This is a genomic window from Microcoleus sp. FACHB-831 (assembly GCF_014695585.1).
Classification (GTDB): domain Bacteria; phylum Cyanobacteriota; class Cyanobacteriia; order Cyanobacteriales; family FACHB-T130; genus FACHB-831.
In genome coordinates this window covers 20,511-46,399 of sequence record NZ_JACJON010000084.1, presented here as the reverse complement: position 1 = coordinate 46,399, position 25,889 = coordinate 20,511, and the positions used below count along the sequence as shown (strand labels likewise).

17 protein-coding genes and 1 other RNA gene are annotated in these 25,889 nt (G+C 46.4%); 5 read left to right on the top strand and 13 right to left on the bottom strand.

The features are described 5' to 3' along the window. Positions 1 to 50 precede the first annotated feature (50 nt). Entirely contained in the window at positions 51 to 1,001 is a 951-nt protein-coding gene (locus H6F77_RS26920; RefSeq protein WP_190491988.1) for a glycosyltransferase family 2 protein, read from the top strand. 119 nt (positions 1,002 to 1,120) lie between these two features. Then, a complete protein-coding gene (locus H6F77_RS26915) occupies positions 1,121 to 3,337 on the top strand; it encodes a hypothetical protein (RefSeq protein ID WP_190491987.1) in 2,217 nt (738 codons plus the stop codon). A 34-nt stretch (positions 3,338 to 3,371) separates the two neighbouring features. Here H6F77_RS26915 and H6F77_RS28625 read toward each other — a convergent pair whose 3' ends face one another. Beyond that, a complete protein-coding gene (locus tag H6F77_RS28625; RefSeq protein WP_255515889.1) occupies positions 3,372 to 3,503 on the bottom strand; it encodes a hypothetical protein in 132 nt (43 codons plus the stop codon). 150 nt (positions 3,504 to 3,653) lie between these two features. Here H6F77_RS28625 and H6F77_RS26910 point away from each other — a divergent pair, with 150 nt between their 5' ends. Continuing rightward, positions 3,654 to 3,830: a hypothetical protein gene (locus H6F77_RS26910; RefSeq protein ID WP_190491986.1), complete on the top strand. Its 177-nt coding sequence runs from the start codon at positions 3,654 to 3,656 to the stop codon at positions 3,828 to 3,830. On the opposite strand, the gene H6F77_RS26905 is transcribed toward H6F77_RS26910, so the two are convergent. Further along, the gene (locus tag H6F77_RS26905; RefSeq protein WP_190491985.1) at positions 3,809 to 4,051 is read right to left on the bottom strand and encodes a hypothetical protein; all 243 of its coding nucleotides are present in this window, start codon (positions 4,049 to 4,051) and stop codon (positions 3,809 to 3,811) included. The genes H6F77_RS26910 and H6F77_RS26905 overlap by 22 nt on opposite strands. 111 nt (positions 4,052 to 4,162) lie before the next feature. On the opposite strand from H6F77_RS26905, the gene psb32 reads away from it, so the two are divergent. Then, a complete protein-coding gene (psb32, locus tag H6F77_RS26900) occupies positions 4,163 to 4,879 on the top strand; it encodes a photosystem II repair protein Psb32 (RefSeq protein ID WP_190491984.1) in 717 nt (238 codons plus the stop codon). 131 nt (positions 4,880 to 5,010) lie between these two features. Here psb32 and H6F77_RS26895 read toward each other — a convergent pair whose 3' ends face one another. From H6F77_RS26895 to H6F77_RS26885, 3 genes are all read right to left on the bottom strand, one after another. After that, complete coding sequence (locus H6F77_RS26895) at positions 5,011 to 5,394, bottom strand: DUF4346 domain-containing protein (protein ID WP_190491983.1); 384 nt, start codon at positions 5,392 to 5,394, stop codon at positions 5,011 to 5,013. A 447-nt stretch (positions 5,395 to 5,841) separates the two neighbouring features. Continuing rightward, positions 5,842 to 7,044 (bottom strand): GNAT family N-acetyltransferase, encoded by a 1,203-nt coding sequence (locus tag H6F77_RS26890; protein WP_190492052.1) that lies wholly within the window; start codon positions 7,042 to 7,044, stop codon positions 5,842 to 5,844. A gap of 53 nt (positions 7,045 to 7,097) precedes the next feature. Further along, entirely contained in the window at positions 7,098 to 7,793 is a 696-nt protein-coding gene (locus H6F77_RS26885) for a RibD family protein (protein WP_190491982.1), read from the bottom strand. Positions 7,794 to 8,158: 365 nt separating this feature from the next. On the opposite strand from H6F77_RS26885, the gene H6F77_RS26880 reads away from it, so the two are divergent. After that, positions 8,159 to 10,180 carry a sensor histidine kinase gene (locus H6F77_RS26880; protein ID WP_190491981.1) on the top strand — a complete coding sequence of 674 codons (2,022 nt, stop codon included), beginning with the start codon at positions 8,159 to 8,161 and terminating at the stop codon, positions 10,178 to 10,180. Positions 10,181 to 10,212: 32 nt separating this feature from the next. On the opposite strand, the gene H6F77_RS26875 is transcribed toward H6F77_RS26880, so the two are convergent. The 8 genes from H6F77_RS26875 to H6F77_RS28155 all read right to left on the bottom strand — a co-directional run bounded on the left by H6F77_RS26875 (position 10,213) and on the right by H6F77_RS28155 (position 25,850). Continuing rightward, complete coding sequence (locus H6F77_RS26875; RefSeq protein ID WP_190491980.1) at positions 10,213 to 11,349, bottom strand: Gfo/Idh/MocA family protein; 1,137 nt, start codon at positions 11,347 to 11,349, stop codon at positions 10,213 to 10,215. Between the two features lie 104 nt (positions 11,350 to 11,453). Continuing rightward, the gene (rnc, locus tag H6F77_RS26870; protein WP_190492051.1) at positions 11,454 to 12,170 is read right to left on the bottom strand and encodes a ribonuclease III; all 717 of its coding nucleotides are present in this window, start codon (positions 12,168 to 12,170) and stop codon (positions 11,454 to 11,456) included. Positions 12,171 to 12,575: 405 nt separating this feature from the next. Continuing rightward, a complete protein-coding gene (locus H6F77_RS26865) occupies positions 12,576 to 13,985 on the bottom strand; it encodes a DICT sensory domain-containing protein (protein WP_190491979.1) in 1,410 nt (469 codons plus the stop codon). A gap of 452 nt (positions 13,986 to 14,437) precedes the next feature. Next, an RNA gene (gene rnpB / locus H6F77_RS26860) (RNase P RNA component class A) lies at positions 14,438 to 14,859 on the bottom strand. A 112-nt stretch (positions 14,860 to 14,971) separates the two neighbouring features. After that, on the bottom strand, positions 14,972 to 15,691 hold the full coding sequence (locus tag H6F77_RS26855; RefSeq protein ID WP_190491978.1) for a hypothetical protein: 720 nt from the start codon (positions 15,689 to 15,691) through the stop codon (positions 14,972 to 14,974). A 71-nt stretch (positions 15,692 to 15,762) separates the two neighbouring features. Next, positions 15,763 to 16,929: a magnesium/cobalt transporter CorA gene (gene corA, locus H6F77_RS26850; protein ID WP_190491977.1), complete on the bottom strand. Its 1,167-nt coding sequence runs from the start codon at positions 16,927 to 16,929 to the stop codon at positions 15,763 to 15,765. Positions 16,930 to 17,123: 194 nt separating this feature from the next. Further along, a complete protein-coding gene (groL, locus tag H6F77_RS26845) occupies positions 17,124 to 18,806 on the bottom strand; it encodes a chaperonin GroEL (protein ID WP_190491976.1) in 1,683 nt (560 codons plus the stop codon). A 261-nt stretch (positions 18,807 to 19,067) separates the two neighbouring features. After that, on the bottom strand, positions 19,068 to 25,850 hold the full coding sequence (locus tag H6F77_RS28155; protein WP_242022647.1) for a CHAT domain-containing protein: 6,783 nt from the start codon (positions 25,848 to 25,850) through the stop codon (positions 19,068 to 19,070). Between the last annotated feature and the right edge of the window lie 39 nt (positions 25,851 to 25,889).

Here is a 25,889-nt window from a genome sequence, read left to right as displayed (position 1 = left end):
TGCTATAACTGGATCTGCTCAAACCAAACGCTCATAACAACATTAAAAGCATGAACAGCAATCCTAAAGTTAGCATCGCCATTAATAACTACAATTATGCTCGTTTCCTTCCAGAGGCAATTGATAGCGCCCTAAACCAAAATTATCCCCACGTCGAGGTAATTGTGGTGGATGATGGTTCTACTGATAATTCACGAGAAGTTCTTGCCAGTTATGGCGATAAAATTATCGCTGTGCTAAAGGAAAATGGCGGACAGGCTTCGGCTTTTAATGCAGGCTTTGCTGCGAGTACAGGGGATATTGTTTGTTTTTTGGATGCCGACGATACTTTTGTTTCTGAGAAAGCTGCAAGAGTAGTAGATGCATTAGGCGATCGCTCAGATTTAGGTTGGTGTTTTCATCCTCTTAAATTTGTGGACGAAAAGCTAGTAGAAATAAATACTAAAGAATCTACTAAAAGCGATCCCGATTTATTCCGCGAGTACGATTTGAGAGAGCTAACTAAAAGTGGTAGATTCTACAAAAACTTCCCCTACCCCTCTACATCCGGTCTTTGTTTAAAACGCTCGCTTTTACAACAAATCTTGCCAATGCCCGATAAAGCAGGAAGCACTTTGCTCAATGATGCTTTTTTAATCTATAGCTCGTTAGGGCTGAATAAAGGTATTGTCTTGGATCGGGAATTAAGTCTTTATCGGGTACATGGTAAGAACGCCAATGCTATTGGGAAAGAATCTAAGGGAAAATCAAAGGCCTACCAGCAAAGAACAGCCAAAATTAACATCCTTTTAGGCTATTGGATAGGAGTCAAATTTCCATCATTTTATGAGTTTTCTAACCACATGATAGCGACAGGAATGGGCGTGTATCTGCGTAATGGAAGAATGGATGCGGAGTTTGAAAAACTTGTTAAAACTCATTTATCTACTCGAAAACAGATAGATAAACTAAAAATCTATATTAGAGCTTTATATAATTTTGTAAAAAACCCTAAATATTAAAATTAGGCAATATAACTTCTCGCGCCCCATCACTTTGCTGGAAAGTAAATAGGGGATGAACAGAGACTTACACAAATAATTTATTGGGATTCATCAGCGTTGCTCTTTGGTTAAAAATTATGAAAATACCAAAATTTATCGCTTTGACAGGGTTGCCTGTTTTAGTGGGAATTATTGCTGGGTGTGCCACCAGCAACCAACAACTAGAAGCAAACAAAAGCCTTGGCATAGCATCTGTAGCCGCAGCGCCAATCTACTCGATTGGGGGAAATGGATATCGCTGGGCTAACGTTTCTATAGGTGGAGGCGGGTTTGTTACGGGTGTCTACCCCCATCCTTTAGAAAAGGATCTTGTTTATATCAGAACTGACGTTGGTGGTTTTTATCGCTGGAATGCAGCAGATAAAAGTTGGATTCCTTTAAATGACAGCTTTCCACTTGCCCAAAAAACTTATTACGGGGGAGAAGCACTAGCCGTCGATCCAAATGATGCGAATATTGTCTACATGGCGGCAGGTAAATACTCCGAGTGGGAGCCGAAAGGGTCAATTTTTAAGTCTACAGATCGAGGCAAAACTTGGACTAAGTTAAAGATAGACTTAGGGATGGACAGCAACTCCGAACAGCGATGGGCAGGAGAAAGGTTAGCTGTCGATCCATCTAACTCTAAAGTAATCTTTTTTGGTTCGCGGCACGATGGGTTGTGGAAGTCGTCGGACGCGGGGGCGACATGGGCTAGGGTTGCGTCTTTTTCCCCAAAGCTGGCAAAGGGGATTGGAATTTTAGGCATCGAATTTGACAAGCGATCGCCCGGTTTAGTCTACGCTAATGTCTATGGAGATGGAATATATAAATCTACTGACACGGGTGTTACTTGGAGTAAAATCCAGGGAAGTCCGACACAGGCGCAGCGAATGGCTGTTGCTAACAACGGCGTTCTCTATGTAACGCACATGGCTGGGATTAGCAAATATGCTAACGAATGGAGTAATATCACTCCAGGTGGCAAGTCTGTGTTTTTCAATGCCTTGGGTGTTAACCCAACTAATCCCAATCATTTAGTAGTAGCTTTAGGTCAAACAACTAGCAAAATCCTCTATAGTTCCTTAGATGGGGGAGCTAATTGGACAGAGAAACAGGCAAATATAAACCACACTGTTTCTTGGTGGCATGATGCCATGTTTGAATCATGGGTTTCAGCCATTGAATTCGACCCAAAAGTGCCAGGAAAAGTTTGGTTGACTAATGGTTCTGGAATTTGGCAAACAGACAATATCAACGCCAATCCAGTTACTTGGAATAATTATCAGCAAGGACAAGAAGAGATAGTCGCTTTCGCCCTAGCTGCACCTCCAAAAGGTGCTGTGTTATTGAGTGGCGTAGCTGATGTAGACGGTTTCAATCACAACAATGGACTTAATTCTTATCCATTGAAAAGGATGGGCGGTATAGGCCCTTGGCCTCAGCATACTTACGGTATTGCCTACTCCGAAAGCAACCCCTTGAACGTGGTGCGGGTTGGTGGTGTGGAGTGGGAACCAATTCACAATGGCGGAACAACTTCTACAGACGGCGGATTAACTTGGAAAAAGTTTGGGTCGTTTCCAGCAAAGGCGATGCCGTTGCGAGTGGCTGTATCGGCAAACAACCCCAGTAATTTTGTCATAACTCTCAGCGAGGCTCAGCCTTTGCAAACAACTGATGGCGGCGCTTCATGGAGTGCAGTGTCAGGGCTACCTAATGGGGCTAAAGGCCCCTGGTATTGGGGTGAGCCGTTGGTCGCAGATAAAGTAGATGGCAACACGTTTTACTACTACAGCGAAGGCAAAGTTTATCGCAGTACTGATAGAGGTGCATCGTTTGGCGTTGTCAACTCATCGATTAAAAGCGAGTATTGGGCAGATTTGTGGTGCAGGCTGAAAACAGTTCCAGGTGTGAAAGATGAGGTGTGGCTTAGTCTGGATTGGAATGGTTTGTACCGTTCAACAGACGGTGGCCAGACTATGACTAAGTTGCCTTCAGTAGAGAGGGCGCATTTGTTTGCCTTCGGCAAACCGCCGGATGGCAGCACCACACCAGCCCTTTATCTCTATGGCAAAGTTGCTGGTATGGGCGAGGGAATTTTTCGTTCTCTTGACAGAGGGCAAACTTGGGCGAGCATTGGCTCTCCCCAGAATCCTATCGGTGGTGAGCCAAATGTGATGGAGGCGAGTTGGCAGCAGTTTGGGTTGGTCTTCATTGGCACCAATGGGAGGGGGATTTACTACGGAACTCCAGACGGCACCCAGGGGCAGGCTGCTTCAGATTCCACCCAGCGGCGCGCGGTGGGTCGCTGAAAGCCTTTTGTCGCCCTTGCCTCTCGAAAACCAGCTAATATGATTCGTCTTTCACGTTTATGATACTTTTCATCAGAGCAAGAATCGCGCCGTAGTGGCGGCGCACGTCAAAGCGTTCTTTGGTCATGGGGCGGTATGCAGCAGCCGTCGCGCCTCGTCTCGTCATCGCCAGAAAGTGCGATCGCGACGGCTTGAGAGCGCAACGCGCCCAAATATGTAGCGATAATCGGCAGATGTGGGTTTGGATATAGAAGGCAAGTTGCTAGAAGTCGCCCAAAACCATTGAGATGCAGTTTTGAAGATAGTTACAGTCTGAATGCGTGGGATTTGTTTTCAGAGGGCTGAGGAGACGCGATCGCACGCTGCCCATTTTTTTAGTCTATTGACAAATACTGATACATATCTAGTAAACCCAATATTAAGAGCGATCGCTTCTATTCAAAAGCGGTGCGATAGCGCGATCGCTCCCCCTCAAAAGGGAATATCGTCGTAGCCGTCGTCATCCTGGAAAAAGTTATCATCATCCCCTGGCTGGTTCGGGCTTTCCAAATCCATTTGCATATCTATCCAACCCCTCGCCAGCAGTAGCGCTTCTTCCTCTGTCTTGGCGTTGTGGACGGGAATAACGCATTCGCCACCTGCGTTCCAAACCTGAACGCAGAACACTGGCCTTGCTTCAATGAGCCAACCCTTATATATTTCTGGTGAACTCATAGCTCTACCGTCCAAGCCCCTCAGACAACTTTATCTTTGACCCTAGCACGTCTACCACTGCTAGGGGGATTTTTAAGGTATGTTTTTTTAAAAGCCATTTTAGGGTCAATTATGACTACATCTGTCAACAAACTTTCTAGCTGGAAAAAGCACATCCAGCGCTTAATTATCTCCGTCGCCTTAATGTTTCTAGCAAGCACGGTAGTTGCTTCCCCCGCTAACGCCACTGGTGTTTATGAAATCCCAAAATTAGCCTTGGGCGATCGCACTTGGGTTTTCGATAAAGGCGAAGTCCTCAGCCGCCTCAATGAAGGCACTATTAGCAACGCTTTAGACAATTTAGCCAAAAAAACTGGCAACGAGGTGAGGATGGTCACGCTGCGCCGACTAGACTACGGTGAAACAGTGGAAAGCTTCGCCAAGCAGTTGTTTCAAAAATGGTTCCCCACAGAAGAAGCCGCCGCTAATGAAACCTTGCTGGTAATCGATACCGTCACCAACAACACCGCCATCTTTACTGGCGACAAAGTGAAATCTATCCTACCTGATGAAATTGCCTCAAGCATTGCTAACGAAACCGTACAAGTACCGTTGCGCGACGGTAACAAATACAATCAAGCCTTCTCGGATGCTAGCGATCGCCTGATCGCTGTATTATCCGGTCAACCCGATCCAGGCGCACCTAAAGTCGTTGACAAAGTTAATGTCGCCAGCACCTATAAATCCGCAGAAGAAACCGATACAGGAAACGCCACTATCTGGGTGATTGTCTTGTTAATTGCCGCAACGGTCATTCCAATGGCTACCTATTTCTGGTATGTGAAGTAACTATTTGCCTGCCAAGCTGACAATCATTTAACAACAATCGCTTCAAGATAGAAGATTTTTGTCGTTTCGGTATCGGTGGCACAGGCATCTTGCCTGTGTCCGCCAAATTCGGCTTTAAATGCTATGGCAGCTTAGTCTTGAACGTACTCTAAGCCATTAATTAAAGCAATTTCAGCCCGTAGAAACTCCCGCCCTAGATAAGCTGCATGATCTAGCAATGTTACGGGACAAGGCTGAGTTTCCTCAAAAATATTCACGCAAAGTTGTTTAGCCGTTCTCCCTGTAAACAAAGTGGAGAGATCGCGCTGAACTTTGCCCCGTGCAGGAATTACCTTCCCAGTTTCCGGGTCTACAGCTAAACCGCGATCGTCAATTACATTGGTGAAGTGCTTGGCGCAAATCAACTCAGCCTCCCGATCCAGATAAATAATGAAATAGCCACCTGGATCGAGTTTAATATCACGCCTAGAAAGTCTCTCATCAAGTGTCGCTAGGCTTTCAGCAGTTTGAGTCATCTTGAATTATTTAATTCCACAATATTAATGATACTGTTGCTCAATTGAAGATAGCAGACAAATGTAAATTTAATGCACCTTATCCCACTAGAAGATTAATTTTTTGCTCTCGTTTAGCAAATTAAAAAAGCCGGGTAGGCAATTCTAGGGCAAACAAATAGACTTTTTGGATAAGTAGGGCAAACTCCTATCTTGCACCATTATCAACTGGGCGGTTTAAACCGCGTTCAGACATACAAAACCCTTGATTTCACCTTGGTTCGTGCTGGCGGACTTTGTTTATATAGCCGCGAATTTTATTCGCTAAGCTTGCTGCAAGATGCGAATAAAGGGAAATAGGAAGGGGGAAAAGAATATTTTTCCCTTTCCCCCTTCCTAAGACCGAAATTTATGCTTTTAGTAAGATGCCTAATCAACTGTAGTGAGGCGTAGAGCGATCGCCTGCGATTAATCAATGGCAATTTCTTTGTCGCAATCTTGCTGTTTAAAAGGTAAATCCTGATTAATCGCGTCGATTTCTTCCTGCTCCATATCGTTTATTCGCTCGATATGATTGCAAAGAATCTGGCGCAGGCGCGGATTGTAAAACCGATGCATGCTGTGGTTGGGAGTAGCTGGGAAGCCGCGACGTTTTTTGTGACGCCCGCCAGCACCAGGATCGAACATTTTAATCTTGTTCTGGATCGCCCACTCAATTGGCGTATAGTAACAAGCATCAAAATGCAAGCTGTCAATTTCTTGCATCGATCCCCAATAACGACCGTACAAGCGATCGCCCTTATTTAGACAAAAAGACATCCCTATTGGTTGTCGGTCATTCTGCTCGTGGTAGGCTGCCACAAATAAAACCCGATGGGCATAATTTGGGTGCAGTTGTTCAAAAAAGCGCTTAGTTAAATACTTGCTACCCCACCAGCCAAATTTATCGCAGGTATCGCTGTAGAAGCTATACATCAAAGGAAACAGCGACTTGGGAATTTCTTCACCCGTTAGTGTTTTTATCTGCAAACCAGCTTTTTCTACAGCTTTGCGTTCGCGTTTGATATTTCTACGCTGATTAGCGTTAAAAGCTGCTAAATAATCGTCAAAAGTACTAAAATCATCGTTTTGCCAAATATAACTGTGGTGCAGCCATTTGATGAAGCCGTGACGTTCTAGGACTGGTTGCCAATCTGGGTCAACATAGAGGAAGTGAGCGCCAGAAATGTGGTGGCGATCGCAGAAATGGTCAATCGCCCCCACCATTAATTCTGTTATCTCATCCTCATCTTCACCCGGAGCAATCAAGAAACGATAGCCCTCAGCAGGCGTCATTGGTGACATCCCCAGCAGTTTCGGGTAATACTGCACTCCCAATCGATGAGCCAAATCTGCCCACTGATGATCGAACACAAATTCGCCATAACTATGGCCTTTGAGATATAGTGGCGCAGCAGCAATCAAGTTTCTGTCTCGCCATACCGTCAGATGGTTCGGCAGCCACCCTGCCTTAGCCCCTACACTGCCAGAAGTTTCCATATTGCTAAGCCACGCCCATTCCAGAAATGGCGTCTTTAGTGGCACAGCGAGGGCATCCCACTGAGATTGGTGAATTTCGTTGATATTGTTGACCCACGCGACCGAGTAACGAGGCTTCAGTTGTTCCACCATTGCGGCAATATTGGGGTAGACCTGCAAACTTAATTTAGGTTAATCGAAATTTCTTAATGTTGCAGGCGGTAGTGGAGAAAGACTTCTTGCTCAATAGTCTCGACGGACAATAATTCGAGCCTTGGAGCCAATTGGGGTAAAAAACCACCACCTTCGACTGGTGTTGTTGCTGCGGCGCCGCCCAAAATCAGCGGGCAAATTGTTAGCCAAAATTCGTCAATCAAATTTTCTACGAGTAGAGATGCAACTAATTTCCCCCCCCCGAGGATAGCTAAATTACGCAAACCCAGCGTTGCCAGTTGAGAATAAGCATCCGTCCAATTAATTTCGCCTTTGGGTGTTTCGGCAACAATAATTCGCTCGAATTCCTGTTGTCCTTCCCAGTTTTTAGCACCGCTTGCCCCTGCGATCAACCAACGGGGAACGGATTGACTAAAGAAGCGCAATTGGGGATCGATATTTGCCAAGCGCGAACAAACAATCTGCACTGGCTGGGGTGGTTTGCCTTGGTTTTGGCGCGTTTGGAGTAGAGTCGGGTTAGAAACGCTTAGCGTGGTACCGTAGGCGCGTAGCGTACCAGCACCGAATAAAACTGCATCAGCATTTGCGATCTGTTTTTCCAAGTGTGATTTATCATTTGGGGAAGAGAAGCGTGCGGGTGATGACGTAGCATCGGCAATCTTGCCATCGGCGGTCATTGCCAGAACAACAGTCGCGTGCGGTCGAGTCAAGGGAAAATTGGCGCTCATGGGTGGCGATCGCCCAACAATTGTGGATGTTGAATCTTCTAAGATGGAAATGATATCAAGTACACCTCAAGCGTAGCTCGTTAGTTTCAGGCTCCTATAAATGCTGAAACTGCGTTCAAGGTTAGTTTGGGCAATTTACTTATAATCCAAAATTGATATGAACCTTTATGAAGTAGGCATACAACTACCAGACCACCTCAAGCGTTTGGTAAATTGAGGCTAAACAAAACATCTTGTGTAGTAGTATCCGCTTTTAGCTGCCGATTACCACTAAAAGAAAGTAGGCTAATGATTATCCCCCTTAAGGCAGACTAATTGTTCAGCGATCGCTCTTGGGGTTTAAACTTCCTTTTTAGAGACGTTTTATGGCTAAGCCAGGTCAATCATCCTTTCGCAGCATCCTGCTGTCGCGCATTTTGCTTCTGAGCGTGCCGATTTTACTGATGGGGGTGATTGTTACCTACAGGAAAGCTCACTCTAGCATTCAGGAAACGGCGAGGCAAAATCTCACCGAAAGCGCCGTAAGAAAAGGTGAAAGGATTAGCGAGTCAATTACAGCGCTTTCCACCAACCTAGTCACAGCCAGTGAAACTGCTGTGCTACAGTCTGGTTCCCCAGAAGCCGCGCAAAACTTTTTAACCCAACTGGCAAAGCAATTGCCTACGCAAATTCAGTGCGTTCAATTGATTGAGTTGCAAACTGGGAAAATTCCCGCCAGTACTTGCGGAAATCGGGTCATTAGTGCGATTCCTGCAAATATATGGTCGCAAAAGCCTGCCCAATTGCTGTTAGATCGCTCTGTTGTTCATATAACGGCTCTGCTACCACCAGTCTCAGACTTACCTGAAGAGGAGCAACAGAACGAAACAGAGGGAAATAATTCACAAACACAACTCAGATTAGCCTTAAGTGCGCCAGTTTATGATAAAGACTCTAAACTCCGTTATGCCTTGAGCGTAGAGTCTGGTGTCTTACAGCAAGAGCCTCCCAAACGAGGTTCCCTGGCTGGATCGACTGTAGTGATTGACCAAGAGGGAACGATTTTAGCCCATCCTATAGCCAGCCGACTGGGACGCAAAATTGACTCAGAGGCAGATGGAGATCGGCTCAAAAGCGTGATGAGAAACGCGATAGGCGGCAAACAAAATTTTCTGCACCTATTTTCTTTAGAAAGAAACGGTGTGGAATTTCTAGCTGGATACACCGCGATTGACAGCCCAATTTCTAGCCAACCAAATCACAAATGGATTATTTTGGCAGTTACTCGGCGGGATAATGCCCTTTCTGACCTTAGAGAAATACGCACCGTTCTAGTTATTCTGACGTTTGGCTTGATTGCAGCCAGCATAATGGCAACACTGTATATATCGCGCGTTCTAGCTCGACCATTGGAGAAGTTGACAGACTATGCGCTCAAAACAGGTCACTTGCACTCGGTCGCTAGGGTTCCTCACAATTTCCAAATTCGCGAATTCAACCAACTCTCAGAAGCACTCGATAGTATGGTTGAGCGATTGAAAGCTTGGGCGGAAGAACTAGAAAACGCTTGGAAAGAAGCGCAAGCTGCTAATAAGTCGAAAAATGAATTTTTGGCTACTACTTCCCACGAGTTGAGAACTCCGCTGAATGCTATTATCGGCTGCATTCGCCTGGTACGAGATGACTGCTGCGACGACCGGGAAGAAGAACTAGATTTTTTACAGCGGGCTGACGATGCGGCGATTCACCTGCTGGGAATTATCAATGACGTTTTAGACATTGCCAAAATTGAAGCGGGCAAGCTGACTGTCGTAATGGAGCCAATCGACTTAAGAAAGTTGCTCAAGGATGCGATCGATCTACAATCTGTTCCGAGTCAACAGAAAGGTATACAGTTATATGCACCCGACCTAAGCCAGCCGATCGCTGTCCGTGCAGATCCCGCTAAACTCAGGCAGGTGCTAATAAATGTGCTTGGTAATGCCACTAAATTTACAGAAAAGGGCAGCATCACCGTTAGCGTCCGGGTAGAGGCTAAGCCCCCAGAGTCTTTGAATGGCAGTGGAACGCATCTAGAGAAAGGCCGCAGCCACTCCCGTGTGATAGTGACGGTTAAGGATACGGGGATCGGCATCGACCCGGCTCAACAGCACAAACTCTTTCGCCCCTTTGTGATGATTGATGGCACAACCACGCGGAGGTTTGGTGGCACAGGTTTGGGTCTTGCTCTGTCTCGCAATTTAATGGAACTGATGGACGGTACTATTACCCTTTCCAGCGATGGAGAAGGTAAGGGGACTATGGTTGAAATTTCTTTGCCTATGATTGAGCCGTCGCTGTTGGTACGCATTGAACCAACGCAGTTGAACGGCACTGCTGAGGTTAGCGATGGAAAAATGAAAAATTAAAATTCTTTTTTTACATTTTTCCTTGATGATTTTTAAGTTGTTGCTGGTGGAATTTTAACGGGAATTCCTCCCTGTTGTAGGGATTGTTGACAGCAGCAGAGTATTTGTACTAAAGTCGCGCCTACCCAGCCAGAAGAAATTTGGTCTGGGGTATTTTGGCGGACGCTACTAAGAAAGCGATCGCACACTTGTGCTAATGGTTCTTGAGATTTCAGTTCTATCACTTCACGGCTTAAACCCGTTGGCGTGTAATCACCTGCGCTGCCTAACTCAAAGTACCCTTTCTGTATGGTTAAGGGTGTTGGTTGTAATTCGTCAAAAATCAAGGTTCCCTTATTCCCCACAACGCTTAACCGTCGCTGTTTGTCAGGATTAAGCCAGCAAAGGTGAATAAACGCTTGAAAACCATCCGGGTAAGTAAGAGTAATCATTACTAAGTCAGAAATTGGGGATTGTTCGATTTTGGATTTTGGATTTTGGATTTTGGATTGTAAAGTTTCCCCTCCTTCTCCTCTCCCACTCTCCCCTGACTGCGGACTTTGGACTCCGAACTCCGGACTCCCACTCTCTCCCTGTAGCCAAACTCTTCCCGTTGCTTGCACTTGAAACGGCATTTGCCCCAGCCAGGTGTTGAAAATGTTGATATCGTGGACTGCTAAATCCCATAATGCGTCAACATCAGAGCGCACCGGGCCGAGATGGGTGCGTGAGGCATAGCCATAACGCAAGTTTCCCAGAATCCCTGACTGAATAACCTCTTTACCGCGAGCTACGGCTGGGTGGAATAAGTACGTGTGATCCACCATTAGCTGTCGCTGTTGTTGTTCTGCGAGCCTGCACAGTTCTAAGGCTTCGGCGGCGTCTAGGGTCAAGGGTTTTTCTGCAAGGACGTGCAGCCCCTGCTGGAGGGCGGCGGCAATCAGGGTGTAATGGGTAGCAGCAGGGGTAGCGATCGCCACCGCTTCAACATCCGCCATCTGGATCGCCGACTCCCAATCAGTTGCTAAATATACGCTCTCATCTAGTCCCAGGCGCTCTCTACAAGCCGCCAATCGCTCTGGATGGGGATCTACTACCGCCACCACACGCGCTTGGGGTAGGGCAAGAAAGTTGCGAATTAGATGTACTCCCCAACGCCCAGCTCCCAATACTGCAATTCCCGTCTTCATCTAGTTGTTGGTAATTTGTAATTGAGTCAAACGTCCGCAGGCCGGAGTCCGGAGTCTGGGGAAAAGGGTTGGGGATGAGGGAGATTAAACTCAAAACCCAATCTCTATTTCCCATCACCCAATATCCCTAAAAAAGCCTGTTTGGCAGCGGCTTGTTCGGCAGCTTTTTTAGAGTGTCCTAATCCTACACCCAGTTGCCGATCTTGCAGCCAGACTTCGGCTGTGAAACGTTCGTGAGAACCCGTACTGCGAACCGTTTCCCTGACTCGATAAATGGGCAGAACCTTATAGTGGGCTTGAGTCCATTCCTGGAGGGCATCTTTATAATTCTGAAGAGCTGGATCTAGGCGAATTTCCGCAGCCAGATGTTTGAAGTGTAAGTCCAGCCAAGGTCGCACGAGTTCCAAGGTGTGCGTACTCAAATAGAGCGCACCTAAGACGGCTTCAAAGGCGTCTGCCAGTCGCGATTCAAGACCTGCTTTATCGCCAGCAGCGCTGTCAGAAATTAGTAGGTAGCGATCCAATCCATAGCTATCAGCCAAAGATGCGAGGGTGCGATCGCTCACAATTACCTTACGAATCGCTGAAAATTCACCTACTGAACTCTCCGGATAGGTTTCCATCAAAAACTCCGATGCTGCCAACCTGACTACAGCATCCCCCAAAAACTCTAACTGCTCGTAGTTAGCTGTTGATGAAACTGTCGGATGTGTTAGCGCTAGGTCGAGTAGCTGCCACTTTACGGGCGCTGTCTCTGGCAGCCCTAGTTTTTCAATTAATTTTTGTAGTTGTTTTTTGCGGGGCGGATAACTGATGCTCATCATCTGACATCCTGCTACGAATGTCTACTATAGCAGCAGCCGGGTAGTTCATGGATAGGCCGCCCTAGCTAACTATTCTAATCAAGGCAACTTAACTAATCGAGAAACCTTTTATTAACCTGAAAGCAAGCTTGTACTCATTAAAATCGCCGCTTTTTTGTACAACTTTTTAAAAAATGTAATCTTTAGATTATTCCAACCCCGTATAAGCTAAAGCGATCGCGTTTTATACTTGCTTCCATTATTGTATTTTTTTGTAACCGTTTCTCCTTTATTAACCATAATAAATCTGCCTATCTAGATAAGCAAAAAATGCTGCTAAAACTGTAACTGCTAAAAACTCAAAATTAAACCACTAACAAACATCGCTGGTTTTTAATGTTTAATCGTTGCCTTTTTATTTTTTTATATTTCACCCGCTCCTAGACGGTAGCCTGTTTCATTCCCACGTCTAGGAGAAATCATTGCATCGATTTCTGCTTCAGGAGCCGGAAGTTTTCCGCCAAACTCCAAAGGTGGTTTTGCCAGTGGGGGAACTTTAGAATCAAGTGCTTTTTTTACTGTTCTAGGAACCCCAAGGTTATCGGCTAATTCGCTGTAGAGGTTTTCAACCTGAGCCATCAGTTCTCTTTGAACTGGTAACAGGTGGACTTCATCCATCAATTTTGTATGCAGACTAAGTAAGCGCGTCATTGGTTTACGCAGCTTGCCGATTGTTTGCTCTAGATGCCTAGCACGACGAAGCTGCAACACGACATCACCACTGATCTGAGCTTTTTGTTCGATGATAACAGCTAGCATGCTGGCGATCGCTATCACCGTCTGACCATCCTCTTTATTCCACTGGTTCGGTTCGCTACCCCCAACGGTGACAACACCGTGAATACGCCGACGGCCTTTTATCGGCCCAGCTAGCAGTGTTTTAGCTGTGGGCATCAGAGGCTCGATCTGACCGGAAGATTGCACATCCGCAATCGCAATCACTTTGCCCTGAGTAAAAGCTTGACCGCTAGCTCCCTGACCTAAACACGACATCGGCTTGCCTGTGCTGACGTTCCCGGTTGCTGAAACAAGCATGAACTGATCGCCTTGCAGGTTAAGGGCAATAACGGCATCGGTCGCCCCAAAAATCATCGATAAAATTTGCACTGCATCTCGTAATATGCAGGGCAACGGTTGATACTGTAACAGAACAGCAGAAAATTGATGCAACGTGGAAAGCTGCATTGAACGGCGATGGCTACTAAGTTCCGCTTCTTCCAGTTGCCCCAACATTCGTCTGTTCAGTTCGGCAATGTGAGCGCTTTGAGTAGCGTAGTTCCGCGTTAGTATCGGTTGGTAAAATGTCCCCATTACTTGGGAGATCAGCAACGAAACCCGTTCTATCACTTGCTCGTCGAAGAACCACACCCCATCAAAGGGCTTTGCTCCCGTATTTGTCTTGCTTCCTTCTATTTCTTGAGCCAATAGAGCAGCCCAGAAATCAGAGGTATTAACTAGCAAAAACCTTTCGCGTCCTAGAGCTGAAGTCGGTGACAGCTCAATAAATTCTATACCGGGAATTGAGGGCGGCTGAATGTCGGCAACACCAAATACGAATACCCGCCGACACAAGTCCCCTAAGCGCATATATCGTGGCAGTTGCTCGGAGAAATCAGAGAAACGCTGAAAGCCAGCGTAAAGATCTACGGTAAGTTTGTGATTTAGTATTTGATCTTCTATCAAATGGCTGATAACGTTCATCGTTGCGAGGCTGTGAACGCTCCGCAAGTCTTGATACTGGCTGGCAATCGAGCGAAACAATGATATGTCCACAAACCTTCACCCCGGGCAACTCTATAGTAAATTTTCAGCTATTAGTATGCTCTCTAGCTGACTGCCGATCTTATTCTTAATATGTCAATACAGTAAATTAAATCTAATTAATAGTCTAAGGCGACTACCTTTAGTTAATCTACACATTCACCTGCTCTGTTTTAAGGCTTTGTTAAGAGCAGGCAAACCAGTTGACTATTTACCTACGTTGAAAATTAAATATCCCTCGATAGGTTAGTATGATACCAGCGTTTTTGCCTCTGGCATAAGGAATATTTTAATCAATATAAAACTTACAATTTTGGGGCGGCACCTTTTGGGCGATCGCTTGCACTACAAAGCGTGGCTAAAATGTAGCCCTTAAAACGAAGCGATCGCACTATTGCGTCAGGTAAAGAGGGCTACTAAGTAATAGCCAGCGATCGCGACATTTAACTATTTATAAAAGAAAGGGAAAGAGTCGGTCATAAGCCGGGTTCTGTTATCTTGGCGGCGAACCAACCAAAACGGCGGTTATCTATCTGGGACGTTTGTTACCAAACGCCTCTAGCGGGTTTTCGTCGGAACTGGTAAAAGACCAACCGTAGCTCCTTCCTTGCTCCCAACCGGGGTTTACCGAGCCAGCACCTCTCGATGCTGCTGGTGCGCTCTTACCGCACCTTTGCACCCTTACCCCCTACAACTTTGGATTTTGGATTTTAGATTTTAGATTGAATCCAAAGTCTAAAATCTAAAATCGAGGGGCGGTATTTTTCTGTGGCACTATCCTCACGATCGCTCGCACTGGGCGTTACCCAGCAAGTTTGGTCTTTCGGGAGGCCGGACTTTCCTCAGACTCAGCCGTAGCTGAATCCGCAACCACCTCGCCTACTCTTTCCACGATCCAGTTTAATCGTTGATTTGACCTTGAGCAGAAGAAAGTTAGGATTTAAGAGTCATAAGTATAAATTCTTAATACAAAATTCGTAGCTATATCCATTGCCTTACTATTTAGCTTTCCAACGCAAAGCCTCCGTCCAAGGCTGTTTTTTGATAGTAAAGTCACAACTCACACTATAAGGAACTGCGCTACCCATCTGAGTTGCAGGATCGAAGACGCGCAGAACTAACCTGATAGAAAATTGGAAAGTTATGCTCTGGTTCAAAAATTCAGCGTATTGCTTCTTATCAGCAGCAGAACCTTTTTTAAGCTTGGATAGATCGAATAAAGGAGCATGGATTTTTAACGATCCATCTTCTCCTTGACGGCTGAGTACGTCCTCAGCTGTAATGCTTTCTTTCAGGGTTTTCCCAGCAGCAATAACGCTATCCACCTGGGATTGGAATAAATCTAGAGTCATGCCGGGAATTATACGGATAATGCGGCGCGATCGCCCGTACAAATCCGTCATCGAACTCTGATCCCAGTAGACGTAAAGCGTGTCTCTCTGAGATTTGTTCTCGATATTGATTTTTATCTCGCGCACTTGGTCAATTAGACACTCGTCAGGCACGCCAAATTTTAGAGCGAGGCGATCTTGAAGGTTTTGCTCTCTTAGTTGTGCATCTAAAGATTCCTGATTGATTTGGATAGTAGATTCATTCTTTAGAGAGTTGAGGGCGCGATAAATGACATAAGAAACTACAATGATGTAAAAACTTAAAATGAGTACATTGCGATCCGTTAGTATGGATTTTATTTTATCGATTATTATTTCTTCGTTCATCGTTCATTATTTGATTTTTATATAGACGAAGGGAAACGTATAATCGATAAATACTAATCCACCCACCGCTATTATTTATCCTTAATAGTTGAAACATTGTCAAACCAGCCGCGCCGCCAGAAGAAGTAGATAAGGCCCGTTGCGACCACAATCATCAACATCAAGCAAAAGGGATAACCCCAATACCAATTTAGTTCTGGCATATTCATTGGCGATTTTTCTGTGTCGAAGTTCATCCCATATATACCAGCTATAAAGGTGAGGGGAATAAAAATTGAAGATATTACCGTCAGCAGCTTCATAACTTCATTCATTCTGTTACCGACAGAAGATAGATAAACATCCATTAATCCTGAAGCTAGTTCGCGGTAAGTTTCCACCATATCGAGTATTTGAACCGCATGATCGTAACAGTCTCGCATATAAACTAGCACTTCCTTACTGATGAGATTGCTACCATCTCTAATCAGACTATTAATCGCATCGCGTTGCGGCCAAATAGCGCGGCGCAATACTAGCAATTCCCGCTTGATTTGATAAATTTTGTCTAGAGTGCTGCGAGTTGGCGCGGATACAACTTCATCTTCTAACGCCTCAAGTCGTTCGCCGTAGTCTTCCAGGACTGGGAAGAATCCGTCAACGATAGCATCTAACAGCGCGTAGGCTAAATAATCGGCGCCTTGAGTGCGGATAATGCCTTTTTTATTGCGAATGCGATCGCGCACTGGTTGAAAACAATCTCGGTCGGGTTCCTCCTGGACGGTAAGCAAGTAATGTTTCCCCAAAACAAAACTAACTTGCTCGGAGTAAAACCCATCTCCCCCTTCTTTTGGCATCACCATCTTGGCAATAATTACCAGATGTTCTTCGTAGTCCTCAACTTTAGGTCTTTGGGGCACATTAACGACATCTTCAACAACGAGAGGATGCAACTTAAAAACCTTACTCATCTGCCCCCAAGTCTTTTTATTGCCTAAACCAAGCACATCCACCCAAGAAACAGACTCGGTATCCAAATGAGGGGCACAGGCGGCTGGCGACTCCAGTTCCACCATAGTGCGGTTGGTTTCGTTGTAGTCAATTAAGATAATTTTGGGCGGTGGGGCATCGTCAGGAAGCCTTATAGTGCCCGGTATGCTACCCGGTTGGTCGTAAGAGTAACCAAACAACTCATCCTCATCATCTTCCTCATGGGCTTTGGTAAATACATCGTTAGGCTGAGGGCGTCTTTCTGACATAAGGTTCTATAAACGGTGGGTGATATTTGCAATCCTAATCTTAGGACAAGGCTAAGGCAATGAAGGTAGCCAGCGATCGCTACTAAAAAAGCAGCCTGCCCTTTGGACAAGCCGCTTTAATCAATTTTTATTGTAGAGACGGCGATAAGCTCTCGTTAGGCGATCGCATTCAGCAACACCCAACGGACAACAAATTACATCATCCCCATGCCGCCCATGCCGCCCATGCCGCCCATACCGCCCATGCCGCCCATGCCGCCCATGCCGCCCATGCCGCCCATATCAGGCGCACCAGCAGCTTTCTTCTCAGGCTTCTCGACAACTAAAGCCTCCGTCGTTATCACCATTCCGGCAATAGAACCAGCATTCTGCAATGCCGAACGCACGACCTTAGCGGGGTCAATAATTCCAGCAGCAATCAAATCTTCAAATTCATTGGTAGCTGCGTTGTAACCGACATTGATATCGGTTTCGCGCACTTTCTCGACAATTACAGAACCTTCGACACCAGCGTTATCAGCCATCTGACGCAAGGGCGCTTCTAAAGCTTTGCCCACAATGTCAGCACCCACCTTCTCGTCATTTTCTAGCTGATTTTTAATTGCAGCTATTTTCTTGGTGAGGTGAATTAATGTAGTGCCACCACCAGGAACGATACCTTCTTCTACGGCTGCTTTGGTAGCGTTGAGAGCGTCTTCAATTCGCAGTTTGCGGTCTTTGAGTTCCGTCTCTGTTGCTGCACCCACTTTAATTACAGCGATGCCGCCAGCAAGTTTGGCAATACGTTCTTGCAGTTTCTCTCTGTCGTAATCAGAGTCAGTTTCTGCTAGCTGCTTGCGAATTTGGACAATCCGCTTTTGTACGTCTTCTGTCTTTTCGCCAGCGACGATAATGGTGTTCTCTTTATCAATGGTGATTTTGCGAGCAGTTCCCAGCATCTCCAGGGAAACTGCATCGAGGCTAAGCCCAACTTCTTCAGAGATTAGCTGACCGTTGGTGAGTACGGCGATATCTTGCAACATCGCTTTGCGGCGTTCGCCAAATCCAGGCGATTTGATTGCTGCTACGCTCAATACACCCCGCGCTTTGTTGACGACTAAGGTGGCTAAAGCTTCGCCTTCGATGTCTTCGGCGATAATCAGCAAGGGTTGACCGCCCCGCGCAACTTTTTCCAAGACTGGAATTAAATCTTGGATGGAGTTAATTTTCTTGTCGGTAATCAAGATGCGGACGTTTTCATATTCCACCACCATGCGCTCGTTGTCGGTGATGAAGTATGGGGAGATGTAGCCGCGATCGATCTGCATCCCTTCGACGACATCTAGATCCGTTGTCAGGGATTTGGATTCTTCAACGGTGATCACGCCGTCTTTGGTGACTTTTTCCATAGCGGTGGCAATCATTGCACCGACTTCTTCATCGTTACCAGCGGAGACGGTTGCGACTTGAGCGATCGCGCTTCCTTCTACTGGCTTTGCTATTGCCGCAATTTCTTCTACCAACGCAGCGATTGTTTTTTCAATGCCTCGTCGCAAGCTGACTGGGTTTGCTCCAGCCGCCACGTTCTTTAAACCTTCTTTGATCATCGCCTGTGCCAATACAGTCGCTGTCGTGGTGCCATCACCTGCGATGTCTTTGGTTTTGGAGGCGACTTCCTGCATCAGTCTAGCGCCAGTATTTTCTAGCGGATCTTCCAGTTCAATTTCTTTAGCAACGGTGATGCCATCGTTGACAATCTGGGGCGAGCCGAACTTCTTCTCTAGAAGGACGTTCCGGCCTTTTGGCCCCAAGGTAATCTTAACGGCGTCGGCCAGGGCATTCACACCCTGCTCTAGCGATCGCCGTGCTTCTTCGTTAAATGCAATTATTTTTGCCATTTCCAGTTTGTACGCGCTTCCATTAGACAATTTAGCACTCACTAGCAACGAGTGCTAAGGCTAAAATGGGGGATTTCCGCCCGATTTGAGCAAGAGAGGCTTGGGTGATTTCGCGAGTTGGATATAATTTCGCAGCGATCGCTTAGTTTGGGCGATCGCTCCCCAAAAACCAAATAAGCTCCAGAAAAGTTAAGGTTTGACCTTTGTAAGTCAAATACCTTCAAGTAAAAAGAAAAAATTCCTTCTTTTGCCTTTTTACTTTTACCAAGGATTGCCAATCATCGTGAAAGCCGCCCAATAGTAAGGATGCGACAGATCTTTGTTGCCTAACTTCGCTAGTTCCGGTGAGAGTAGCACATTGCCGCTAGAGGTGACAAGATAGCCTTTTTGCAGACGTACCTCTCCTTTGAGCATCGCCACTTGGGCTTGTCGTAACGCCTCTGCTTTAATGGGAGCTTTCTGCAATTTTTGGTAAAAATCTGTCATTAGGCCAAAAGTACCTTCATCGCTGACGTACCACAAACTAGCGATCGCCGACTTTACCCCCGCCTGTACAGCCAAACCAGCAAAGCCCAACTCTGCATCTTCATTACCCAAAGCCGAGCGACACGCACTCAACACCAATAACTCTACAGGGGGGTTGTGCAAACCAAGCTGGCGGATTTGGTCTAATCGCAGCTTGGTATCCCATAGTTGTATGTAAGATTGGCTAATCGCCCCTGAATTAAATTCACCGTGAGTAGCTAAATGGACGATCTGGGCTGGTTTTTGCTGGCGTTGCGCCTTTAAATTTTCCAAGGTGAAAGCTTCGTTGAGGAAGAATTTACCTTGCCGCAGTTCCTCGGTAATAGTTGCTAACTCGATGGGAACGGCGGGTAAGGGTTTTTGGCGTTGCGCTGCTGGAAATACACTAGCTCCCATAGCCAGAACAGCAGCCTTCTTAATATCGACATAAGTTGTATCGGTTAAGCTCAGGCTGGGCATCAAACCGACGCTATATTTCTCTACTAAGAACTTTTGACCGTCGTGGAGAGCCGCGATGGGAAGAGAACGCAAGCCGCTGTCCATAACAAAAACAAGATTCTGGATATTGAGGCTGTTTAAATCAGCTTCTATCGGTTCTATGAGCCATTTATAGAGTTTTCGAGAACTCGTGAGGTAGTTGTCTTTTCTGCTGATTTTGGTTATTTCACTGCGTAATTGGTTAGCGGCTTTAAGGACTTCCTGGCGCGTGACTGGCACCTGTTTGCGAATCGGTCTGCCACTCGAAGTTACTATTACTAATTCCAGGTTTTCGTTGTCTCTATTTGGACGCTTCGCTTTGATTGTGGATTGCGCGATCGCTCTCTGATTCGATGCTAGTTCTGGAAAATTTGCTTCTTCGCCAAACATAGAAGAAACAGTGTTAGGCAAAGCAGATCTCATTAAACTCTTAGAAGCCGATCTCGATGCGGTCGTTGCAGGAGCAAAAACTATATAGACGATCGCTGGTTTTATTTCCGTTACTGTTTGAATTCTGCTCAAGCTAGATTGAACTGTTGCCAGAGTAGCAATGCGAGTACTAGGAGTTTTACCAGCGTGTTGCTCAAACTGACGGGTAAGCGGCTCCTCCATTGCAGCTACTAGGGAGTCTAATTCTGCGTCAGGTAAGGTGACAGATGTTTTACTGGAATTAGGCGGTAGCGATCGCGGCTGTAGTGCTGTAGGTGCGTTAGCGCTAAAGGAGCGATTATCCTCTGAAGGTGCGTCGGACTGTTCTGCTTCTGGGCTGCGATCGCTATCAGACATATCTTTCTCCACCTTTAAGATGGGATCGTCCGACAGTCGAACGGTTACAGTTGGCAACGGCTGTGCTGTAGGCTGTACGATCGGTCGTGCGGACGGGGGTAAAGCTCCATTCGGCGTTGGTGACGGTGACGGCGTTGGTGACGGTGACGGCGTTGGTGACGGCGTTGGTGACGGCGTTGGTGTGGATTCAGTAATGATGTGAATATTGCCCAGAGTATAGCTATGCTCGAATGATTGATTCGAGATTTTTCTCTCACTACCGCTGGTAATAGCACCAACAGTACCGTTAGGTGGGGTAGTTGAGCGATCGCTCATTTGCACTTGGAATGGAGTAGTTCCTTTACCTCCATGTCGAATAAAAATCTCGCCGCCTTCCTTACCCCCGGCGGTAGAAATGCTTGCTTCTACTCCATTTTGGTCTGTTAACGTGGAGTTAGCCTGGAAAAATTCCGCCGTTGTAATGTCAACTTTACCTCCAGTGCCAACACTTCCACCTTGGGCATTAATGTAGCCAACTACAATATTTTTGTCCGATTTGAGAGTAACATTACCTGCTTTACCTTCGGCATCAGCAGGCGCGACACCCGTCTGGCTTGAGTCGATCTGTCCTGTTGTAATTCCCAGCTTACCAATAACATTTATATCCCCGCCTGATAAGTTTCCCGTTGAAGTAATATCGCCACTGGTGACACTTCCTTTTTCACTAGAAAGTGCGATCGCTGCTCCACTATCCTGACTGGAGCTAGAGTTGAGGTTGCGGGTATTGATATTGCCGTCAGTACTTTTAAGATTAATCCCCCCATTTGCGGCAATATTACCGCTATTAATATTGCCAATGTCTGTTATTTCCACCTTCCCAGCCGAATTGATATCGCCAGTCACAGTTCCTTTTTGACTAGAAAGTGCGATCGCGCTATCTGAACCGGAGCTAGATTTGAGGTTGATGGTATTAATATTCCCCTCAGTGCTGGTAAGACTAATCCCTAGACTGGCGGATATATTGCCCGTATTAATATTGCCAATGTCTGTTATTTCCACCTTCCCAGCCGAATTGATATCGCCAGTCACAGTTCCTTTTTGACTAGAAAGTGCGATCGCGCTATCTAGATTGGAATTAGAGGTTAAGTTGATGGTACTAATACTGCCGCCAGTACTTTTAAGATTAATCTCCTCATTGGCGGAGATATTCCCCGTATTAATGTTGCCGCTATCTGTTATTTGTACCTTACCAGCCGAATTGATATCGCCAGTCACAGTTCCTTTTTGACTAGAAAGTGCGATCGCGCTATCTGAACCGGAGCTAGAGTTTAGGTTGCGGGTATTAATATTTCCTCCAGCACTCGTCATACTAATCCCTAGACTGGCGGATATATTCCCCGTATTAATATTGCCCCCGTCTGTGATTTCTACCTTTCCAGCCGAAGTAATATCGCCACTGCTGACACTTCCTTTTTGACTAGAAAGTGCGATCGCGCTATCTTGATTGGAGCTAGAACTTAACTTGACGGTATTAATATTGCCATCAGTGCTGGTAAGACTAATTCCTAGATTGGCGGAGATATTCCCAGTATTAATATTGCCGCTGTCTTTGATTTCTACCTTTCCAGCAGTAGTTATGTCTGCTGCACCAACATCTTTAGCGCTGCTAACAGTCAAGTTATCTAAAGCCTTGGTGCTACCAACTACTCCTTGAAAAGCGATATTCCCAGTACCAGCACTTAAACTTAAATCTTGATTGCCATCTAATGTATTTTTGAAAGCAATATCACCATCTCCTGAACTGATGTTGACAGCACCAGAACTGCTATTGAGAAAAGTCGGGCCATCGAAAGCGATCGCGCCTCCATTCGAGACAATCGATGAGGTATTAATATTAATCTTCGTACCTTGAAAAAGTAACGGCCCGCCTAAGCTGAAAATATTGCCAGGGAGATTAATTTCACCACCGCTGCTGGCAAAAATAAGGCCATCGCTGCTAATATCGCCCGCCTGAATATTGCCGCTCGCTTTTACGCCTACCGTGCCAGTTGCATTAAATATTCCTGCAAAGAAGTCCTTAGACTCGCTAACAATAAAGTCGTCTAAAGGATTGATACTACCTACCGCCCCATTAAAGGTGATATTGCCTTTACCAGAGCTTAAGGTCAAATCTTGTTTGCCATCTAGAGTGCTTTTGAAGCTGATATCACCATCGCCTGAATTAATATTGACAGCACCCGTGCTGCTCGCTAGCTGTGTTGCGCCATCGAAAGTTATTGCACCTCCATTGGAGACAATCGATGAGCTAGTAATATTAATCTGAAGCCCTTGAAAAAGTAGCGCTCCCCCAGTACTGGTAATATTGCCGGGGATAGTAACCGTACCCCCGCTGCTGGAGAGACTGAGGCCATTACTTCTAACATCGCCCGTCTGAATGTTGCCACTGATTTTTATACCCACCGCGCCAGTTGCATTGATGCTTCCTACATTAATCTCTTTACCGCTGTTAATATTCAAACTGGCTAAAGCAGCAGTATCGCCTACCGCACCCTTAAAGTCGATATTCCCCGTTCCAGCATCTACACTCAAATTTTGAGCGCCATTCACCGACTGATTGAAGGCGATGCTCCCACCCCCAGAGTTAACGTTGACAGCACCCGTAGTGCTATTGAGTAACAGTGGGCCATCAATGTTAATCGCACCCCCATTCGACGCAATTGATGAGCCAATGACGTTAATTTTTGGTGCTTGCAGAATTACTGGCCCGCCAGCGGTTGAGATATTGCCGACAGTAATGCCACCTCCCGGCGTCGTAACGCGGTCAGCGCGGAAGGCTCTAAATTGACCCCCTATCATTGCAGTTCCGGCGATTTGGTGTTGATCGTTGATAACTTGTGCGTTGGTCAACTTATCCAACCCCGATCCTGGCTTAACTAACAAGTTGAGGTCGGTTATCGTGCCGTTGCTGTAGAGGACAGCACGACCGGGGTTGCCGCTGGCGTCACGCGATTCGCCAACTACTTCACCAAGATTATTGAGGCCTGAAGCACCGCTCTTAACGTCTCCAGGTAAGACGCCCAGGTTAGTTATCGTACCGTTACTGTAGAGGACAGCGCGATCGCCCCCCGTGCTGCCTGAAATCCCAGCCGCTTGACCCGACTTATTTATGGCATAGGCAAAGCTGAAAGTGCCCCCAGGCAAAGTCCCCAAGTCTTGCATTGTGCCATTGCTATAGATATAAGCGCGATCGCCTCCAGGACTACTCGATCGACCGACAATTTGACCGGAATCATTGATGCCATAGGCTCTGCTATAAGTGCCCCCAGGCAAAGCCCCCAAGTCTTTCATCGTCCCGCCGCTGTAGATAAATGCGCGGGGGCTATTAGGCCCAGTGCCAGTTGATTCACCAACCACCTGGCCGACACTATTTAGGCCATAAGCTTGGCTGTAACCACCAGTACCCCCAACCAGCGTGCCCAGGTTGGTCATCGCGCCGTCACTGTAAAGGAAAGCGCGTTCGACTTTGCCACCAGAATAACCAGCTATCTGTATCTGGCCAGCACTATTGCTATTGATGGCTGTGGCTTGGCTGTAAGTATCCCCAGGCAAAGTGCCGATGCCGTTCATCGTGCCATTACTGTAGAGGAAAGCCTGGCGGTCGAGGTTAGTATTATATGATGCACCAACCACCTGACCAGAATCATTGATGCTTGTGGCTTTGCTGTTAGTGGTTCCATTAAGCACACCGAGGTTCGTGGCGTTGTAGGTAAGTGTCTTAATATCCGTTCCCCCAGCATTGACAATCGGCGTAGAAACTGGATTTACCAACTTAGCCACTCCCGCCCGCAAAATTAAGGCGGGGCTGCTAGTCAAAATAGCAATATCTGGGTCGGTACCGCTCAGCGTTGTATCTGGCGTAGTGATAGTAATATTCCCAGCAGTAATGCTGCCTAGCGTTTCTATTTTCAAAGATGCCCCGGTGTAATCTCCCAAGGACACATCGCTCTCAGAACTGATAATCGGGTCATACCAACTGATAAAATTACCCGGCCCGCCTGCTAAATTAAGCATTGAGAATGGCCCAACGCTGGCAAAGTGCGAATCTCCTGAGATATTGCCATTGCTGACAAATGTCATAGCGCCACCACTCTGAAACGGCGTGCCTTTAGCTAGATGATTTAGCGCTAGAATATCAATCGCCTGATTGCCCTGAACGTAGAGATTTCCCCCCGATGTAGCTGAAAATGGCTGCGCGACACTATCGCGAATTTGCACAGTATTCGCTGCAACCAAGTTCATATCCCCGGTGGTAGAAACCTGGCTTTCTACTAATGCCAAATTGCGGACAGCTGTAATGGTTGCTGTGCCAGCGTGGGATGAACTGTTAACAATTACTGCATCTCCGGCTTCTACTTTTATGCCCGAACCTATTAGCTGAACCGTGCCGTCGCTGTTTGCTTGTAGGGTGTTTGCATTAGTCGCACCCCCGCCTGTTAGCAGTTGCGGTAAGGATAATATTGGCAATGTCCAGGAATTGGGTTTTTCTACTTCTAAACTCAACAAATGTCCCGGTTGAGAAATGCGTAACACGCTTTCGCCTGGCATTGCAGAAACTAATAGTTGACCCCCAGGTGCAGAAAGTTTGCCGCTATTTACTACGGTTCCGCCTAATAAGACTAAGCTTTGTCCTTCTTTTACTGCTAAATCGCCGCTGTTGATAATTGCCCCTGGCTGATTCATTGTGAAGGCAAAGGCGCTAGGCGTTCCTACAAGTGCAGCATAATTATTGTTGCCAGAAGCATTAAACCAACCTGTGCCAATGCCAATGCCATTAGCTGTGGTGGCGGTAAAAGCGGCGGGTACGTTCAGCCTAGCGCCACCACCAAAGACGATTCCCGCTGGGTTGGCTAGGAATAAGTTGGAGTTACCTCCAGTTACTTGAATTAAGCCATTAATAATGCAGGGATGACCATTAACGACCCGCGCTAAGATATTTTGAATTGCAGGATTAGAGAGAAAATTAGCAATTTCACCTTCTTTTAAGCCAAACTGCCCAAAGCTGTGAAACAGATTTCCCCCGTTTCCGGAAAGTGTTCCCCCACTGATATCGATGCGGTTGCCATTAGGGGTGACAAGGGTGGCAGTGCCGTCAGGTGCTGCGATAATTGATTGAGCAACTGCGGGCGTTGTGCTGTAAGCGTTGCTTAAGCAATAAATTGCGCCTGTTGCAGGAAGTATGACTTTGTAGAAACTTTGGCGTTTTGATGCAGCTTTCATGGGTAGATGCGTTAATTCCCTGTATAAACACTGAATTTT

Coding starts and splice junctions, on each gene's coding strand:
- H6F77_RS28155 (WP_242022647.1), bottom strand. CDS start 25,850: ATGAAAGCTGCATCAAAACGCCAAAGTTTCTACAAAGTCATACTTCCT.
- H6F77_RS26920 (WP_190491988.1), top strand. CDS start 51: ATGAACAGCAATCCTAAAGTTAGCATCGCCATTAATAACTACAATTAT.
- H6F77_RS26905 (WP_190491985.1), bottom strand. CDS start 4,051: ATGAGTTCACCAGAAATATATAAGGGTTGGCTCATTGAAGCAAGGCCA.
- H6F77_RS26855 (WP_190491978.1), bottom strand. CDS start 15,691: ATGAACGAAGAAATAATAATCGATAAAATAAAATCCATACTAACGGAT.
- H6F77_RS26895 (WP_190491983.1), bottom strand. CDS start 5,394: ATGACTCAAACTGCTGAAAGCCTAGCGACACTTGATGAGAGACTTTCT.
- corA (WP_190491977.1), bottom strand. CDS start 16,929: ATGTCAGAAAGACGCCCTCAGCCTAACGATGTATTTACCAAAGCCCAT.
- H6F77_RS28625 (WP_255515889.1), bottom strand. CDS start 3,503: ATGACGAGACGAGGCGCGACGGCTGCTGCATACCGCCCCATGACCAAA.
- H6F77_RS26890 (WP_190492052.1), bottom strand. CDS start 7,044: ATGGTGGAACAACTGAAGCCTCGTTACTCGGTCGCGTGGGTCAACAAT.
- H6F77_RS26880 (WP_190491981.1), top strand. CDS start 8,159: ATGGCTAAGCCAGGTCAATCATCCTTTCGCAGCATCCTGCTGTCGCGC.
- H6F77_RS26885 (WP_190491982.1), bottom strand. CDS start 7,793: ATGAGCGCCAATTTTCCCTTGACTCGACCGCACGCGACTGTTGTTCTG.
- rnc (WP_190492051.1), bottom strand. CDS start 12,170: ATGAGCATCAGTTATCCGCCCCGCAAAAAACAACTACAAAAATTAATT.
- H6F77_RS26915 (WP_190491987.1), top strand. CDS start 1,121: ATGAAAATACCAAAATTTATCGCTTTGACAGGGTTGCCTGTTTTAGTG.
- groL (WP_190491976.1), bottom strand. CDS start 18,806: ATGGCAAAAATAATTGCATTTAACGAAGAAGCACGGCGATCGCTAGAG.
- psb32 (WP_190491984.1), top strand. CDS start 4,163: ATGACTACATCTGTCAACAAACTTTCTAGCTGGAAAAAGCACATCCAG.
- H6F77_RS26875 (WP_190491980.1), bottom strand. CDS start 11,349: ATGAAGACGGGAATTGCAGTATTGGGAGCTGGGCGTTGGGGAGTACAT.
- H6F77_RS26910 (WP_190491986.1), top strand. CDS start 3,654: ATGCGTGGGATTTGTTTTCAGAGGGCTGAGGAGACGCGATCGCACGCT.